The following is a 16375-nucleotide window of genomic DNA, read 5'->3' as shown; positions in this document are numbered from 1 at the left end:
GATCGGGTTGCGCGGTTGGTCAATAACCACTACGAGCAGCGACCTTGGCGGGCGGATTACCCGAATGCCCCTCGCGATCCGAGGGTCGGCCGGTCCGCCCAGGCTCGGCGAAAACACCGGCCGTCCTGCGCTCTGGCACCCGCCGCGTCACGCCTTCGCGGCAGCCGCCCGCATCGCCGACGTGACCACCGCCAAGTCCTCGTCCGTACTCACATACGGCGGCATCGCGTAAATCAAGTCCCGGAACGGCCGCAGCCAGGCGCCCTCGGCCGTCACCACGTCGGTCGCCACGCCCATGTCCACGTCGTGATCCAGCTGGAGCACCCCGATCGCCCCGAGCACTCGCACGTCGACCACGTGCGGCAGTTCCCTCGCCGGCTCGAGTTCGCGCCGCAGCGCCGCCTCGATCCGGGCCACGTCGCCCTGCCAGCGGCCCTCCGCCAGCAATCCCAGCGACGCGTTCGCGACGGCCGAAGCGAGCGGGTTGCCCATGAACGTCGGCCCGTGCGCGAGCACCGGCATCTCGCCGCGCGCGATACCACCCGCGACGTCCGGCGTGCACAACGTCGCCGCCATCGACAGGTAGCCGCCGGTGAGCGCCTTGCCGACGCACATCACGTCCGGCGTCACACCGGCGTGCTCGGCGGCGAAAAGCCTCCCGGTACGGCCGAATCCGGTCGCGATCTCGTCGAACACCAGCAGTACGTCGTGCTCCTTGGTCAGCTCGCGCAACGCGCGCAGGTACCCCGGATGGTGAAAGCGCATCCCGCCCGCCCCCTGCACCACCGGCTCGACGATCACCGCCGCCAGCTCGTCCGCGTGCCGGGCAAGGGCCTTCCCCAGTTCGTCCACATAGGACTCGTCGACCGGCCGGTCGAAGCCGGACGGCGGGGCGGGCACGAACACCTGCTCCGGCAGGATTCCGCGCCACAGCGAGTGCATCCCGCCGTCCGGGTCGCACACGCTCATCGGCGTGAAGGTGTCGCCGTGGTAGCCGCCGCGCCAGGTGAGCAGGCGGCGTTTGCCGGTCAGGCCGCGAGAACGCTGGTACTGCAGGCACATTTTCACCGCGACCTCGACCGAGACCGAGCCCGAATCGGACAGGAACACGTGCTCCAGCCCGTCCGGGGTCATCTCGACCAGGGTCTCGCACAGCCTGATCGCCGGTTCGTGGGTGAGCCCGCCGAACATCACGTGGCTCATCCGCCCGGCCTGCGCGGCGAGCGCCGCGTCCAGCGCCGGGTTCCGGTAGCCGTGCACGGCCGCCCACCACGACGACATGCCGTCGACCAGTTCCCGCCCGTCGGCGAGCCGCAGCCGCACCCCGCTCGCCTCTTCGACGAGCAGCGACGGCACCCGGCCCGGCATCGGCGCGTACGGATGCCAGACGTGCGCGGCATCGAGGGCAAGCAGTTCGGCAGCACGAGAGTCCACGAGCCGACCCTAACCGCGCCGACGGCGGACGGCTGGTGACCGCCGTTACCCGCCGTTCGGCCGCACCGGCAGCGACAGCAGACCGTGTACCAGCGAACTCGGCCGGTAGGCCAGCTCCTCCTCCGGGACCGCCAGGCTGAGCTTCGGGAACCGCTTCAGCAGCGCCCCGATGGCGACCTCCGCCTCCATCCGGGCCAGCGGCGCGCCGACGCAGTAGTGGATGCCGTGCCCGAACGCGAGGTGCCCGCCCGGCGGCCGGGTGACGTCCAGCGTCGCCGGGTCAGGGAACTTGTTCTCGTCGCGGTTCGCGGAGACCAGCGAGACGTGCACGAACTCGCCCGGCGGGATGGTGACACCGCCCGCCTCGACCTCCTCGACCGTGTAGCGCAGCGTCGCGAAGTTGATCGGCCCGTCGAACCGGAGGAACTCCTCGACCGCGCCGGGGAGCAGGCTCGGATCGGCACGCAGCTTCTCCGCCTGCTCCGGCGCGCGCAGCAACGCGAAGGTGGCGTTGCCGATGAGGTTGACAGTCGTTTCGTGCCCGGCGACGAGCAGCAGGAACGCCATCGACACCAGCTCGGTCTCGGTGAGCGAATCGCCCTCGTCGGTAGCGTGCACGATGGCCGACAGCAGGTCCTCGCCCGGTTCGGCGCGCTTGCCCGCGACCAGCCGCTGCAGGTACGCCTGCATGTTCTCGGCCGCCGAGCGGCTCGCCTCGTCCGGGCTCGCCGACAGAAGCGTGTGCGACCAGCCGGAGAACTCGCCGCGGTCCTCCGGGGCCACCCCGAGCAGCTCGCAGATCACCGTGATCGGCAACGGCTCGGCGAAAACCGGCATCAGGTCGACCTGGTCGTGCCGCGCCACCTCGTCCAGCAGCGACTCGGTGATCTCCTCGATCCGCGGCCTCAGCCGGGCGATCGCGCGGCTGGTGAACGCCTTGTTGACCAGCTTGCGCAGCCGGGTGTGATCCGGCGGGTCGCTGTTGAGCATGTGCTGGCTGAACAGCCTGCCGAACTCCGGAATCACCGAGTCCTGGCCGAGTTTGGCCGCGACCAGGTCGTAGGCGCCTTTGTTGTCCTTGCTGATCCGCGGGTCGTTCAGCAGCGCCCGTGCTTCGTCGTATCCGCTGACCAGGTAGGACGGCATGCCGTGCCGGGTGGCGACCGGACAGACCGGGCCGGCCTCGCGCTGCCTGGCCAGCCACTCGTGCGTGTTCTGGTACAGCTCGTTGTCCGCGACCGGCAATTCCGCCGCGCTTTCTTCGACGCTCACCCTGCCCCCTGAAGCTTTCCGGTCAGCGCTCGGCCAATGCCGCCTCGACGCGCTCGACCACGTGCTCCCAATATGCCCGCTGCTCGGCCTTTTCCGCCACGTCCGCAAGCTGATCCTGGCGAATCCTCAGCGTGCTGCGCTTGCCCAGATCCGCGACTTCCACCTGTACAACGGAATCGTGGTCCCAATCCTTCGGCTGCCACGTGAGACTCACGTGCGCCGCATCGAAGCTGCGGATTTCCCCGGCCGTGCCGTGCGCCGTCTCGTACCCGGCCCCGCGCTCGCGCGGCAGCTCCGCCCCCGGCCCCAGCCAGATCTCCAGCCCGTCCCCCACCAGGAAGTCCCACACCCTGCTGCCCGGGTACGGCATCGTCCGGGAAACGGCTGTCTCCCAACCACTTCGCGCGGTCTTGCCCGCCTCGTTGGCCATGCCGTCATCATGGCATCGCGCATCCGCCGAAACCGGTGCGGGATCATACGATCGTGCGCTATCGCCCCATCTCTCCCGACGCTCTCGCCGCCGAACTGACCGAGCGCATCGCCCTGCTCACGCACCGCCGACGAATCGCCGTCGCGGTCGACGGAGCGGTCGGCACCGCGGCGCTGGCCGAGGCATTGGTCGATCCGCTGAAACTGCTGGGCAGAGCCGCTTTGCGAGTGCCGGCCGACGGTTTTCTGCGACCTGCGTCACTGCGCTTCGAGCACGGCAAGAGAAATCCGGACGCGCGCTATACGGATTGGCTGGATTTGGGCGGTCTGCGCCGCGAAGTCCTGGATCCGCTGTCGGACGAAGGAACCGGCGAGGTGCTGCCCGCGCTGTGGGACACCGAACGCGACCGCGCGACGAGGCTCCCGCGAGTGCCGGTCCCGGCTGGCGGAGTCGTGCTGGTGGACGGCGAATTCCTGCTCGGGGCAGGGCTGGCGTTCGACTTCGTGGTGCACCTGTGGCTTTCGCCGGGCGCGTTGCGTCGACGCGTGGCTGAGGAGTGGGCGCTGCCCGCGTACGAACGGTACGAGAGCGAGGTCGATCCGAGCGCGCTCGCGGACGTGGTGGTCCGGATGGACGATCCGCGGCATCCGGCGATCTACGAGCCCTGATCGCTGCACTGCACCTCAACCGCGGCCACCAGCGGAAGCCGAACCAGGCCCTAGTAGTTGAGCCGCCACCAGAACCGGCCTCGCTGGCCGAACCCGAGCCTCGAGCCGAACCAGGCCCGCCAGCCGAGCTGAGCCGCCAGCTGAACCTGAGCCGTCAGCGGATCGCGGCCACCGGATCGCCGTCCAAAAGGGTCGCCAGCCGTTCCGCCATCGTGTCCCAGCGCCAGTTCTCCGCGACCCACGAGCGGCCCGCCTCGCCCATCCGGCGGGCCCGGACCGGGTCCAGCAGCAGCGCCGTCAGGGTGTCGGCCAGCTGCGCCAGGTCGCGGCCCTCCACCACGTGGCCGGTCACCTCGTCCAGCACCGTCTCCGGCGCGCCTCCGGAGGTGCCCGCGACCACCGGCAGCCCGGTCGCCGACGCCTCTAGATAGACGATCCCCAGGCCCTCGACGTCCAGGCCCTTGCCGCGGGTGCGGGCAGGCATCGCGAAGACGTCTCCGGCGTTGTAGTGCGCGGGCAGCTCCTCCCACGGCACCGAACCGGTGAAGACGACGTGCTCGGCCACGCCGAACGCCTCGGCCAGTGCTTCCAGCCGCTTGCGGTACGGGCCGCCGCCGACGAGCAGCAGGGCTGCGCCGGGCACTCGTTCGCGGATCGTCGGCAGCGCGCTGATCAGCATGTCCTGGCCCTTGCGCGGGACCAACCGCGAGACGCACACGAGGGTCGGACGCTCGCCGAGTCCGTGCCGGGCACGAATTTCCTCGCGGCCGGCTGGATCCGGCGCGAAAACCGTGGTGTCGACACCGCTCGGCAGCATCTCGAGTCCGGCGTGCCGGCCGAACGCGGCGGCGAACCGGCCACGGGTGTACTTGCTGACGTAGGTGACGACGTCGACCGTCTCGCCGATGCGCCGCAGCGCCTGTCGCGAACCGGGCAGCATCGACCAGCCGACTTCGTGGCCGTGCGTGGACGCGACGATCCGGCGGGCACCTGCCTGGCGCAGCGGGTGGCCCAGCAGCGCGAGCGGGGCCGCTGCGCCGAACCACACCGCTTCGCAGTCTCGGGCGCGCATGATCTGCTTCGCGCGGCGCAGCACGTCCGGGGTCGGCAGCATCAGCGACGTCGGGTGGCGCACCACTTCGAACGGCGCGGCCGCGTCGAACTCGGTGTGCGAGCCGCTGCTGCGTTCCCAGGCTGGCGCGTAGACGACGAGGTCATCGGCGGGCAGTCTGATGGCGAGCGAGTTGAGGTAGTTCTGGATACCCCCAGGGCGCGGCGGGAAATCGTTCGTCACGAGCAGGGTCCTCAGCACCCCTGAAGGCTACCGACGTGCTCCGGGCCCAGAAACGTCCCCGGGGCGGCACCGCGAGTGCGGTGCCGCCCCGGGGACGGAAACGAGCGGTCAGGCGACCCGGCGGGCACCCACGTACTGGCTCTGCAGCGGCGAAATCTTCACCACGTCGCCGCTGGTCGGCGCGTGCACCATCAGGCCGTTGCCGATGTACATGCCGACGTGCGAAACCGGCGAGTAGTAGAACACCAGGTCGCCGGGCTGCAGCTGGCTGCGCGCGACCGGTGTGCCGAAGGTGCTCTGCTGGCTGCTGGAGCGCGGCAGCGTGATCCCGGCCTGCTTGTAGGCCCACTGCATGAGCCCGGAGCAGTCGTAGGAGTCCGGACCGGTGGCACCCCACACGTACGGCTTACCGCGCTGGCTGAGCGCGGCGTCGAGCGCGGCCTGCGCAGCCGGCCCGGGAGCCTTGATGTCGGTCGGGACGTCGGCCCCGGTGTCCTTCTGGGAGCTCCGGTCGGCCTGGCTCAACAGCGGCTCGGTCTTCTTGAGCTCCGCGACCTGGTCGTCCAGGGTCTGCTTCTTGGTCTGGATGTCGTTGGCCAGCTTCGCTGCCGCGTCACGTGCCGCGGTGGCCCGCGACGCCGCGTCCGACGCCTGCTTCTCGGCGGACTTGGCCTGGTCGACCGCGCCCTGGAGCTTCTCCAGCGCGATGGCCTTCTGAGACGCGATCTGGTCCAGCGCCGACGAGCGGTCGAGGAACTCCTGCGTCGACGTGCCCGCCAGCAGCGCGGACAGCTTGTTCATCTGCACGCCGGACAGGAACGACGCTTTCGCGAACTTGTCGACGTCGACCTGGTACTTCTTCTCGTTGTCCAGGGCCTGGGCGGAGAGGTTGTGCGCGTTCGTCACATCTCCGTTGGCCTTGTCGAGGTCGCCTTGGCGGGCCTTGAGGTCGTCCTGCGCTTTGAGCAGGTCTTCATTCGCTTTCTCGGCCTGCGCCGCGAGGTCGCGGTACTTGGCAAGAACGTCCGAGCCGGAGCTCGGCGGGGCCTGGAGGACGGGGAGGGGGGAAGCGGCTGCGGTGCTCGAGGGCTGCGCCACGGCGATGACTGCGATCACCGAAGCGGCCGCGAGGGCGCCTGACACCACGCGCTTGACTGGATGCGACTGCACGGCCGCGCGGGTCTCCTTTGCTGTCGGGCCGCCGTGGCCGGAACCCCGGCGCGCAAGAGGTCGGGGGCCCTCTTCGCGCACACTGCCCGTCCGCGTTCCGGCCGTCGTCTGACGCAACAGCTTTCCCGCGCACGGTGTTGGTTCCGATCTGACTCCCCGACAAAGCCGAACCGGCGGCGATCCCGCGTCGCCGTCGTCCGACGGCTGACTGGCGCGAGATCTCGGCCAGGTTACGAAAAGACCGTCGGCGCGTCCACCGCGGCCCCCGTAAAAACTCTCCGTAGTCCGCCGAAACACCATCGGACCAGCACGGGAGCCGACTGTGACCTAGACCACAGCCTCCAGCCGCGAAAAAGGCTCCTTCCGCTACTAACCGTTCACCGCACGTATCCGACCGCTCAGCGCGCCAGTGTCACCCACTGGTGTCACGCCGACTTACTGTCGGGCCCCGAAACCAAGCGCAGCCGCGGCACCATCCCCGCCTCGGCGAGCGCATCGACGGCACGCCGCTCGTCGGCATCCCATGCGAGGCCGGCGGGCGGCCCGAGCAGCACGCTGACCACGCAATCGGCGCACGCGTCGCCGCGCACGGCGCACCGGCCGCAGTCGATGACCAAGTCGTCGATGTCCTCGAGCGCGACGTCCACCGCGCCCGCCGGCCGGCGCGCTTCGTCCAGGGAGGCGACGCGGTCCAGCACGCTGTCGAACCGCGCTCCGGCGGTCGGCGAACCCGCGCCGGTCCGCTGGTCGCGGGCAGGCGGATCGTCCGGTTTGCCACGCGCTTCGAGATCCTGATCGCGACCGCTAGCCGCAGTGGCCGGACTCACCGCAATGGCCGGACTCACCGCAGTGGCCGGACTCACCGCGGTGGCAAGGGTCACCGCCGCGTCGGCCGGGAACAGCCCTTCCGCGCCGACCCCCGCACCGATCGCTGCCCTCCGCACGCTCCGCGCCATGGCCGAACCTCCCGTTCCTCGGCGAGGCCCGCCCGGGCCGATCCCGGGAAGCGCCTCGCGAGAAGAAACGGTAAGAACCACCACCGACAATTTCCGCGGCCCGCGCTCAGCACGGGCTCAGCGCGCGGTCAAACTCGACCCAATCGGCTGACCAGCACCGACGACGGCGCGGAATGCGCGCCGGCCGCCCGGACCGAATCCGCGACCGCTCGATCGGACGTCGCGACGACCATCGGCCGGCCCTTCGGCTCGGCCGCGACCAGCGACCGGATCACGTCGTCGGCGAGCACGCCGCGCTCGGAGAACAGCACCCGCACGCCGCGTGGCACCGCCGCCGGGACGGACAACACGCCAGCCCCGTCGAAGACCACCGTCACCTCCGCCGACGTACGCGCCGCGAGCGCCGAAAGCTGGTGCACGAGACGGTCGCGCTGATCGGCCAGCGCCAGCTCGGGATAACCCGTCTTGGTGACGTTGTACCCGTCCACGATGAGATGGACGTTCGGCAGCGCCAGATGCCGGTCGAGGGCAGTGACGTCCTGGATCCGCCCGCCCGCGCCGAGCCCGGACCGCGCACCGCTGACCATGTCGGCCGGCCGAGCGCCGCGGTCGCCCAGCGCGAGTTCGCGCCGCAGGCCATGCACCGCGCCGTCGATCGTGTCCACGAGCAGCGCCAGCCGGACCTCGTCGGCCTCTCGCGCCTCGCGAGCGGACTGGCGTGCCATCTCCGCGTCCGCGACCGCGCGCTCGGCACGCGCGCGTTCAGCGGCGACGCGGCGGCGTTCCCGCTCGAGCTGCGCGCTCAACGCCTCGATCTCACGCTCTCGCGTCGCTCCGCCGTCTGCCAGCTCTGCCCGCGCCGCCTCCGCGGCGTCTTTAGCCTGGCGCAGCAGCGTGCCCTGCTCGCGCAGTCTGCGCAGCAGCTTCTCGACCTCCGCCTCGCGTTCCCCCCGAGCGCTCTCCACCGACCCGCGCGCCGCCTCCAGCTCGACGCGCAGCTCGGCGATCTCGGCTTCGAGCTTCTGGTTCCGCGCCAACGCCGCGTCCCGCTCCGCCCGCAACGCCGTTTCCTCGGCGTTCTTCGCGACCAGCCGCACCCGGCCGGCCGCACCGGATTCGCCGAGCAGCACCGAGGCCGCCGCGGCCGCGACGGAATCGGCGACGTTGGGGTCCAGCGCGTCCGTGCGGTGCTCGCGCAGCCACTCCAGCACCGCGGTACGGAACTGGGCCGAATCGCCCAGCGCCGCCAGCAACGCGGTGCCGCCGAGCTTCGCGCGCTTGGCCGGCGCGAACTTCGCGACCGGCCGCAGCTGACGGGGCACGTCGGCGGCGGGCAGCTTGGCGACCGCGGCCGCGGCCAGCTCGGCGATCCGCTCGCGGACCGCCTCCGGCAGGCCAGCCCACGACGCCGGTTCGGGGGCCGCCGCGTCCTCCTGCGCCCGCGCCGGAATCGCCGAGCGGCCGACGGCCTCTTCGGCTTCTTCCGGTTCGACGGGCTGGGGCTGCATTGGTCCAGGGTAGGCCCCGCCGCCGGATCGCGCGTCGCACCGGCAGCGTTCCCCTGATCACCTTCCGGACACGGACCGCTGCCGCCCGAGATTGTCGGTGGCCGCGCTTAGGGTGCGCGATCATGGAGACCCGACCGAGGCCGAACCAGGCTCAGCTGGCGTTCGACGAGCTCGGCACCCCGCTGCGGGACACCACGTTCGTCGTGTTCGACCTGGAGACCACCGGCACCAAGGCCGGCCCGGACGGGATCACCGAGATCGGCGCGGTCAAGGTCAAGGCCGGCCAGGTGCTCGGCGAGTTCGCGACGCTGGTCAACCCGGGCGCGCCGATCCCGCCGCAGATCGTCGAGCTCACCGGGATCACCCAGTCGATGGTCTACGACGCGCCGCGGATCGAGCGCGTGCTGCCGGCCTTCCTCGAGTTCATCTCCGGCGCGGTGCTGGTCGCGCACAACTCCGGCTTCGACACCAGCTTCATGAAAGCCGCCTGCGAAGGCCACGGTTACGTCTGGCCCCGTCCGACCGTCGTCTGCACCGTGAAGCTCGCGCGCCGCGTGATCCCCCGCGAAGAAGCGCGCAGCTACCGGTTGTCGTCGCTGTCCATGCTGCTCGGCGCTCGCACCCGGCCGACCCACCGAGCGCTGGACGACGCGCGCGCCACCACCGACGTCCTGCACGCGCTGCTCGAACGGGTCGGCAACCTCGGCGTGCACACCGTCGAGGAGTTGATCGACTACCTCCCGGACGTCACGCCCGCGCAGCGCCGCAAACGGAACCTCGCCGCGGACCTGCCGTCCCGGCCGGGCGTGTACTTGTTCAAGGGACCGCGCGACGAAGTCTTGTACGTTGGCACCGCGCGCGACCTGAGACGGCGGGTGCGCACCTATTTCACCGGTTCCGAGAGCCGGGGCCGGATCCGGGAAATGGTCGCGCTGGCGGAGCGGGTGGACGCCATCGAGTGTTCGCATTCCCTCGAAGCCGAGATCCGGGAGCTGCGGCTGATCGCCGCGCACCGCCCGGCCTACAACCGGCGGTCGAAGAACCCGCACCACGCCTGGTGGGTCGGGCTCACCGAGGAAGCTTTCCCGCGCCTGTCCGTCGTCCGGCTCCCCCGGGCGGGCACGCTCGGCCCGTTCCGCAGCCAAGCAGACGCGCGCGCTGCCGCCGAAACCCTCGCCGACGCGTCCGGCCTGCGCACCTGCACCCAGCGCATCTCCGCGACGGCCGCGAAGGGCACGCCCTGTGTCCTGGCCGAACTGGGCCGCTGCGGAGCGCCGTGTGCCGGGCTGCAGACCGTCGCCGAATACTCCCCCGCCGCCGAGGCCGCCCGCGGTCTCATCGCCGGGCACGACGGCCGGCCGCTGCATCTGGCCGCGGCACGGCTGGAGGAGATGTCCGAACGCCGGCATTACGAGCAGGCCGCCCGGCACCGGGACGAACTGGCCGGACTGGTCCGCGCCGTCGGCCGCGCGCACCGTCAGGCCGCGCTGGCGGCGATCACCGAACTGATCGCCGCCGCCCCGGACGGCAACGGCGGCTGGGAGCTGAGCGTCATCCGGCACGGCAGGCTCGCGTCGGCCGGGGTCGCCCGGCGCGGCGTACCGCCGATGCCGGTAGTGGAGTCGCTCGTCGCCGCGGGGGAAACCGTGCTGCCCGGCGAGGGTCCGCTGCGCGGCGCGCCCGGCGAGGAGGTCGGCATCCTGCTGCGCTGGCTGGCCCGCCCGGGCGTCCGGCTCGTGCGCACCACCCGGCCGTGGGCCGAGCCGGCCGCGATCGCCGGCTGGCAAGCCTGGCTGGCCCGGGTCGCCGACGCCCGTTCGCTGGAACATCTCGCCGGCTGACCGCCCCGCACCGGCCGCCGCGGACGTGATCCCGGCTACCATCTCGCACCAGGACTGACCGTCAGGAAGTGGGAGGAACGCTGTGATCACGGCGATCGTGCTGATCAACGTAGAGGCCGAGAAGATCCCGCAGGCCGCGCAGGCGATCGCGGACCTCGACCAGGTCGCCGAGGTGTACTCGTGCGCGGGGGATGTCGACCTCATCGCGACCGTGCGCGTGCAGGCCCACGAAGACCTCGCCGACCTGATCCCGGGCCGCATCGGCAAGATCCCCGGCGTCCTCGACACGGTCACCCACATCGCGTTCCGGTCCTACTCGCGGGCCGACACCGACTCCGCGTTCGAGATCGGCGTCGAAGGCAGCTGAGCCGCCGGAAATTGTCGTACCCCCGGATTAATGTCCGGAGCATGACGACACTGCGGTTAGCCGAGGTCACCAGCGACAACGTGGGTGCGGCCTGTGATTTGTCGGTGGCACCCCACCAGCAGCATTACGTGGCCCCGGTCGCGCGGTCGCTGGCCGAGGCCTACACCCAGCCGGAGACGGCCTGGCCGAGGCTGGTCTACGCCGACGACGACCTCGTCGGCTTCGTCATGGCCGCCTTCGACCCGGACTGTCCGATCGACTACTTCCGTTGTGGCGTCTGGCGGTTGAACATCGCCGCCGAACACCAGAAGAAGGGCTACGGGAAGTTCGCCGTCGAAGCGGTGCTGGCCGAAGCACGCCGCCGCGGGTCCGAATCGGCGACGGTGCTCTGGGAACCAGGCGAGCACAGCCCGGAACCGTTCTACCTGCGGCTGGGTTTCCAGCCCACTGGCCAGATCCACGAGGGCGAGGTCGTCGCCCGCATCCAGCTCTGAACCCTTCGGGCCGCGCTATCGTACTTCGGGTCACGGCCCTGTGTCTGGTCGAAATCACGGTCGGCAACGTGGAAGACGCCTGCGATATCAAGATGGCGAAACCGCAGCGCGACTACATTTCCTCGGTCGCTCGCTCGCCGAAGCCCGCGTCGAGCCGGACATCGCCTGGCCGAGGCTGGTCTACGCCGGGAAGAAACCCGTCGGATCCGTCATGGCCGCCTTCGACCCGCCCAACCCGACCGACTACTACCGCTACTACCACTGCCGGCTGAACATCGCCGCCAAACACCAGAAAAGGGCTGCGGACGGTTCGCCGTCGAAGCGGTCCTGGCCGAAGCCCGCCGCCGCGACGCCGAATCCGGGACGGTCAGCTGGGTGCCGGGCAAGCACAGCCCCTGGGCCCTTCTACCGGCGGCTGGGCTTCCGGCCGACCGGCGAAACGACGACGACATCGTCGCGGGCATCCAGCTCTGAAACCCGTCCGCACAGACGAGAAGACCCCTCCCTCGCGAAGAGGAAGGGGTCTTCTCGGCGTTCTGCGGGACCCGGGAACTCAGTGTCCGGAACCGACCTCGGTCGACTCCGACGAGCCCTCGATCTGCGCGTGTCCGTTGCCGCGCGCCCGGTCGAGCGCCTTCGTCTCCTCGGCCGGGTCCGGGGTCCAGATCGAACCCGGGACCGCGTGCCCGGCGGTGCCGAGCTTGTTCATCTTCTTCGGCACCGACGCACCCTGGTACTCGAGCGGGATCGCGTGGCCGTGGCTGTCCGTGCCGCCCAGCGGCTGGTGGATCTCGATGAACTCGCCGTGCGGCAGGCGCTTGATGATGCCGGTCTCCACGCCGTGCTCCAGCACTTCCCGGTCCGACCGCTGCAGGCCGATGCAGATCCGGTAGGTGAAGTAGTACGCCAGCGGCGGCACGACCAGCACGCCGATGCGGCCGGCCCAGGTCGTCGCGTTCAGCGAGATGTCGAACTGGTCCGCGATGATGTCGTTGAACCCGGACAGCTCGATGACCGCGAAGAAGCCCAGCGCCATCATGCCCAGCGAGGTGCGGACCGGTGCGTCGCGCGGGCGCTGCAGCAGGTTGTGGGCCGCGTTGTCCTTGGACAGCTTGCGCTCCAGGAACGGGTACCCGAGCAGCAGCGCGAACAGGATCGGCATCCCGATCGCACCGGGGAAGAACACCGCCGGGATCGTGTAGTTCCCGAGGTAGACCTCCCACGCCGGCCAGATCCGGAGCATGCCGTCGGCCCAGGCCATGTAGTAGTCCGGCTGGGATCCGGCGGACACCATCGACGGGTTGTACGGACCGAAGTTCCACACCGGGTTGATCTGGAACAGGCCGGACATCAGCGCCAGCACGCCCACCACCAGGGCGAAGAACGCACCGCCCTTCAGGGCGAAGTACGGCATGATCCGGACGCCGACGACGTTCGTCTCCTTGCGCCGCACGCCCGGGAACTGGGTGTGCTTCTGGTACCAGACCAGCGCCAGGTGCGCGCCGATCAGCGCCAGCATGATGCCCGGGACCAGCAGAATGTGCAGCGTGTACAGGCGCGGGATGATCTGGTCGCCGGGGAACTCCCCGCCGAACAGGGCCCAGTGGATCCAGGTGCCGATCACCGGCACCGAGAGCACGATGCCGGACAGGGTCGCCCGGATACCGGTGCCGGACAGCAGGTCGTCCGGCAGCGAGTAGCCGAAGAAGCCCTCGAACATGCCCAGGATCAGCAGCAGACCGCCGATCACCCAGTTCGCCTCACGCGGCTTGCGGAACGCGCCGGTGAAGAAGATCCGGAGCATGTGCACCATCATCGACGCGACGAAGATCAGCGCCGCCCAGTGGTGCAGCTGCCGCACGAACAGGCCGCCGCGCACGTCGAACGAGAGGTCCAGGGTCGTACGGAACGCCTGGGACATCTGCATGCCCTGCATGTTCGTGAAGCTGCCGTGATACGTCACCTCCTGCATGGAGGGATCGAAGAACAGCGTCAGGTACACGCCGGACAGCAGGATGACGATGAAGCTGTACAGCGCGATCTCGCCCAGCAGGAAGGACCAGTGGGTCGGGAACACCTTGTTCATCTGGTGGCGCAGGCCCTTGGCCAGCTTGTACCGCTGGTCAGCGTTGTCCGCCGCCTCGCCCAGGTGCTGTTGGAGTGCGCTCGTGCCCTTGGTAGGCGTGGTGAGAGAACTCATGACTTACGCTCCCAGAAGGCCGGGCCGATGGCCTCGATGAAATCGCCCGTCGCGACCAAGTATCCATTCTCGTCAACTGTGATCGGAAGCTGCGCCAACGGGCGAGTGGCCGGGCCGAAGATCGGCTTCGCGTAGTGCAACGCGTCGAACTGCGACTGGTGGCACGGGCACAGGATGCGGTTCGTGCGCTGTTCGTACAGGGAGGTCGGGCAGCCGACGTGGCTGCAGATCTTCGTGTACGCGTACAGGTCGCCGAAGTTGAAGTCTTCCTGCCCCTTGCGCTTGACCACCCGCGCGGCGTCGGTCGGGCGCAACCGGATGAGCATGACCGGGTTGTCCACCCGCATCAGTGCCTCGGACAGCGCCTTCTCGTCGCCCTTCTCCGAGTCGCGGTACGGGAACACCGTCTCCATCGCGCCCGCGTCGAGGTCCTCGGCCTTCACCAGGGTGACGCCGTTCTTGACCTCGTCCTCGAGGTTGCCGGTGTTGCGGCGCAGGTAGACCTTCTCGCCCTTGAACTTGGGCTGCCAGCCGGTGTGCCACAGGCTGTTCTCGTTGTTGGTGTCTTTCCACGGGTCCTTGATGAAGGACGCGAGCGGAAGCGCCGCCACCGCGAGGCCCAGCGCACCGGCGCTGGCGCCGGCGGTCCGCTTGATCAGCGAACGCCGGGCGATGCCGTTGCGGGTCCCGGAGTCGGCCAGGTGGGCCAGGATGGTGGCCCGGTCGACCTCCGCGGAGGGACCGTCGCTGCGCTGCTGCACCGCGGTCTCGGCCGGGACGAACTTCTTGGTGTAGAGGATCACGCCGATGCCCAGCCCCAGCACCGCGAGGCCGAGCGTGACGCCCAGCGCCGGGGTGTAGAGGCTGTAGGTCGAGTGCCCGCTCGGGTTGCTCGGGTCCTTGTACTCCCACCACTTCGGCCAGGCGAGCACGACGACGAACGCGAGCCCGGCCAGCGCGGAGAGCGCGAACCAGAACGCGACCATTCGCTGCGCGCGCCGCTCGGCGCGGGTCCCCTCGACCGGCCACGGTTCCGGGTAGTCGACGATTTCGACGCCGTCCAGCTGACCGCCGAGCTTGAGCAGCTCGTCGCGGTCCATCTCAGCCAGCTCCGCCTCCGAGGGCGGCTGGGGCCCTTCGGCACTCATGCCTTCGATCCAATCCACAGCGTAACGCCGACGAGCGCGGCGATTCCGACGACGAACGCGATGACGCCTTCCGAGGCGGGGCCGACCCCGCCGAGACCGTTGCCGCCCGGGTCGTTGTTGCCGTTGGACACCGACTTGACGTAGGCGATGATGTCCTTCTTCTCCTCCGGGTTGAGCTGCCGGTCGGAGAATTTCGGCATGTTCTGCGGCCCGGTGAGCATCGCGTCGTAGATCTGTTCTTCGGTCGCCGGTTCGAGCGGCGGGGCGTACTTGCCCGCCGACAGCGCGCCGCCGCGACCGGTGAAGTTGTGGCACGAGGCGCAGTTGAGGCGGAACAGCTCGCCGCCGCGGGCCGGGTCGCTGCCGCGGAGGTCCGCGCCGCGCTCCTGCGGCCGCTGCGCGCCGCCGCCGTGCGCCTGCACGTAGGCGCCGACCGCGTCGATCTCGCTCGGCGTCAGCTTCGGCGGCTTGCGGGCGACCTGCGCCTCCTGGCGCGCCGCGGGCATCCGGCCGGAAGAAGTCTGGAAGTAGACGGCCGCGTCGCCGATGCCGATCAGGCTCGGACCACGGTTCTTGACGCCCTCGAGGTTCGCGCCGTGGCACTCGATGCAGGTGTTGTTGTAGACCTGCTCGCCCTGGCGCAGCAGCGCCGGGTCGCCCTGCGCCTGCGCGGTCTGCGGTTCCGGGGCGAGAACCGCGTACCCGGCGCCGACCCCCACCAGGGCGACGCCGAGTGCGAGCAGGCCAGCGAAGCGCCTGCGCATCTTCGAGCGCGCGCGGAAGCGGCGCTCCGAGGATTTGGTGCTGGTGGTCATCTTGCGGCAACCCTTGCTGTCAGTTCAGGCCGTTGGTGGTGGTCGGTGCGGTGCTCAGGGGAGGATGTAGATCACCGCGAAGAGGCCGACCCACACGATGTCGACGAAGTGCCAGTAGTACGACACGACGATCGCCGAGGTGGCCTGTGCCGGAGTGAACTTGCTGAGCTTGGTGCGGATCAGCAGGAACACGAACGCGATGAGCCCGCCGATCACGTGCAGGCCGTGGAAACCGGTCGCGAGGTAGAACACGGTGCCGAACGGACCGGACGGGATCGTGAGGCCTTCGCCGACCAGGTTGTGGTACTCGTTCCCCTGCCCGGCCACGAAGATCGCGCCCATGATCAGCGTCACGATGTACCAGCGGCGCAGGCCGTAGACATCGCCCCGCTCCGCGGCGAACACGCCGAGCTGGCAGGTCAGCGACGACAGCACGAGGATCACCGTGAACGGGATCGCGTACGCGACGTTGAGGTGGAACTCCTCGCCGTGCAACGGCGGCGGCCAGGATGCCCCGGCCGGGTTCTGCGCCTTGACGGTGAAGAACATGGCGAACAGTCCGGCGAAGAACATCAGTTCGCTGGACAGCCACACGACGGTGCCGACACTGACCATGTTCGGCCGGTTCAGCGAGTGGACCCGCTGGCTGATGGTGGGAGCTGCCGTTGTCACGGATCGCATTATGTCCTCTCGCGCGGGCACCCCGCCCGCCGGGTCTGCGGCGGGTCGTGGGAGCTTCGCGTCACACCCGCGCGCGCGGTGCGGACCAGCGACAAGA

The 16375-nt window shown here is 70.0% G+C and carries 15 protein-coding genes; 4 read left to right on the top strand and 11 right to left on the bottom strand.

What is annotated here, in order from left to right; genetic code table 11:
- Positions 1-147: 147 nt before the first annotated feature.
- From AMYBE_RS0102040 to AMYBE_RS0102030, 3 genes are read right to left on the bottom strand one after another with little or no spacing between them, the layout of a single operon-like run.
- Complete coding sequence (locus tag AMYBE_RS0102040) at positions 148-1434, bottom strand: adenosylmethionine--8-amino-7-oxononanoate transaminase (RefSeq protein WP_020657663.1); 1287 nt, start codon at positions 1432-1434, stop codon at positions 148-150.
- A gap of 45 nt (positions 1435-1479) precedes the next feature.
- Positions 1480-2706 (bottom strand): cytochrome P450 family protein, encoded by a 1227-nt coding sequence (locus AMYBE_RS0102035; RefSeq protein WP_020657662.1) that lies wholly within the window; start codon positions 2704-2706, stop codon positions 1480-1482.
- A gap of 22 nt (positions 2707-2728) precedes the next feature.
- A complete protein-coding gene (locus AMYBE_RS0102030; RefSeq protein WP_020657661.1) occupies positions 2729-3136 on the bottom strand; it encodes an SRPBCC domain-containing protein in 408 nt (135 codons plus the stop codon).
- 53 nt (positions 3137-3189) lie between these two features.
- Here AMYBE_RS0102030 and AMYBE_RS0102025 point away from each other — a divergent pair, with 53 nt between their 5' ends.
- Positions 3190-3804 (top strand): nucleoside/nucleotide kinase family protein, encoded by a 615-nt coding sequence (locus AMYBE_RS0102025; protein ID WP_027927296.1) that lies wholly within the window; start codon positions 3190-3192, stop codon positions 3802-3804.
- A 154-nt stretch (positions 3805-3958) separates the two neighbouring features.
- Here AMYBE_RS0102025 and AMYBE_RS0102020 read toward each other — a convergent pair whose 3' ends face one another.
- From AMYBE_RS0102020 to AMYBE_RS0102005, 4 genes are all read right to left on the bottom strand, one after another.
- Positions 3959-5116: a glycosyltransferase family 4 protein gene (locus tag AMYBE_RS0102020; RefSeq protein WP_020657659.1), complete on the bottom strand. Its 1158-nt coding sequence runs from the start codon at positions 5114-5116 to the stop codon at positions 3959-3961.
- 90 nt (positions 5117-5206) lie between these two features.
- Complete coding sequence (locus AMYBE_RS0102015; RefSeq protein ID WP_020657658.1) at positions 5207-6268, bottom strand: C40 family peptidase; 1062 nt, start codon at positions 6266-6268, stop codon at positions 5207-5209.
- A gap of 425 nt (positions 6269-6693) precedes the next feature.
- Positions 6694-6915, bottom strand: a complete 222-nt coding sequence (locus AMYBE_RS0102010; RefSeq protein ID WP_027927295.1) for a hypothetical protein — start codon at positions 6913-6915, stop codon at positions 6694-6696.
- Between the two features lie 437 nt (positions 6916-7352).
- Positions 7353-8732, bottom strand: coding sequence for an NYN domain-containing protein (locus AMYBE_RS0102005; protein ID WP_020657656.1), 1380 nt, complete (start codon positions 8730-8732; stop codon positions 7353-7355).
- A 122-nt stretch (positions 8733-8854) separates the two neighbouring features.
- Between AMYBE_RS0102005 and AMYBE_RS0102000 the strand changes: the two genes are divergently transcribed.
- The 3 genes from AMYBE_RS0102000 (at position 8855) to AMYBE_RS0101990 (ending at position 11434) form a co-directional block, all read left to right on the top strand.
- Positions 8855-10573, top strand: coding sequence for a DEDD exonuclease domain-containing protein (locus tag AMYBE_RS0102000; RefSeq protein WP_020657655.1), 1719 nt, complete (start codon positions 8855-8857; stop codon positions 10571-10573).
- Positions 10574-10655: 82 nt separating this feature from the next.
- On the top strand, positions 10656-10940 hold the full coding sequence (locus tag AMYBE_RS0101995; protein ID WP_020657654.1) for an Lrp/AsnC family transcriptional regulator: 285 nt from the start codon (positions 10656-10658) through the stop codon (positions 10938-10940).
- A gap of 41 nt (positions 10941-10981) precedes the next feature.
- Positions 10982-11434 carry a GNAT family N-acetyltransferase gene (locus AMYBE_RS0101990; protein WP_020657653.1) on the top strand — a complete coding sequence of 151 codons (453 nt, stop codon included), beginning with the start codon at positions 10982-10984 and terminating at the stop codon, positions 11432-11434.
- A gap of 553 nt (positions 11435-11987) precedes the next feature.
- Here AMYBE_RS0101990 and qcrB read toward each other — a convergent pair.
- Genes qcrB through ctaE form a run of 4 tightly spaced genes read right to left on the bottom strand, consistent with a single transcriptional unit; the run spans position 11988 to position 16278 of the window.
- Entirely contained in the window at positions 11988-13634 is a 1647-nt protein-coding gene (gene qcrB / locus AMYBE_RS0101980) for a cytochrome bc1 complex cytochrome b subunit (RefSeq protein ID WP_020657651.1), read from the bottom strand.
- The gene (gene qcrA, locus AMYBE_RS0101975) at positions 13631-14782 is read right to left on the bottom strand and encodes a cytochrome bc1 complex Rieske iron-sulfur subunit (RefSeq protein ID WP_027927294.1); all 1152 of its coding nucleotides are present in this window, start codon (positions 14780-14782) and stop codon (positions 13631-13633) included. The genes qcrB and qcrA overlap by 4 nt, the downstream gene beginning before the upstream one ends.
- Positions 14779-15597, bottom strand: a complete 819-nt coding sequence (gene qcrC, locus AMYBE_RS0101970) for a cytochrome bc1 complex diheme cytochrome c subunit (protein ID WP_020657649.1) — start codon at positions 15595-15597, stop codon at positions 14779-14781. Before qcrC ends, qcrA begins: the two co-directional genes overlap by 4 nt.
- Positions 15598-15651: 54 nt before the next feature.
- Complete coding sequence (gene ctaE / locus AMYBE_RS0101965) at positions 15652-16278, bottom strand: aa3-type cytochrome oxidase subunit III (RefSeq protein WP_020657648.1); 627 nt, start codon at positions 16276-16278, stop codon at positions 15652-15654.
- Positions 16279-16375 lie beyond the last annotated feature (97 nt).

The organism is Amycolatopsis benzoatilytica AK 16/65 (assembly GCF_000383915.1).
Classification (GTDB): Bacteria; Actinomycetota; Actinomycetes; order Mycobacteriales; family Pseudonocardiaceae; genus Amycolatopsis; species Amycolatopsis benzoatilytica.
This window is presented reverse-complemented; position numbering and strand designations above follow the sequence as displayed.

Coding starts and splice junctions, on each gene's coding strand:
- AMYBE_RS0102005 (WP_020657656.1), bottom strand. CDS start 8,732: ATGCAGCCCCAGCCCGTCGAACCGGAAGAAGCCGAAGAGGCCGTCGGC.
- qcrA (WP_027927294.1), bottom strand. CDS start 14,782: ATGAGTGCCGAAGGGCCCCAGCCGCCCTCGGAGGCGGAGCTGGCTGAG.
- AMYBE_RS0102000 (WP_020657655.1), top strand. CDS start 8,855: ATGGAGACCCGACCGAGGCCGAACCAGGCTCAGCTGGCGTTCGACGAG.
- qcrC (WP_020657649.1), bottom strand. CDS start 15,597: ATGACCACCAGCACCAAATCCTCGGAGCGCCGCTTCCGCGCGCGCTCG.
- AMYBE_RS0101990 (WP_020657653.1), top strand. CDS start 10,982: ATGACGACACTGCGGTTAGCCGAGGTCACCAGCGACAACGTGGGTGCG.
- AMYBE_RS0102030 (WP_020657661.1), bottom strand. CDS start 3,136: ATGGCCAACGAGGCGGGCAAGACCGCGCGAAGTGGTTGGGAGACAGCC.
- ctaE (WP_020657648.1), bottom strand. CDS start 16,278: ATGCGATCCGTGACAACGGCAGCTCCCACCATCAGCCAGCGGGTCCAC.
- qcrB (WP_020657651.1), bottom strand. CDS start 13,634: ATGAGTTCTCTCACCACGCCTACCAAGGGCACGAGCGCACTCCAACAG.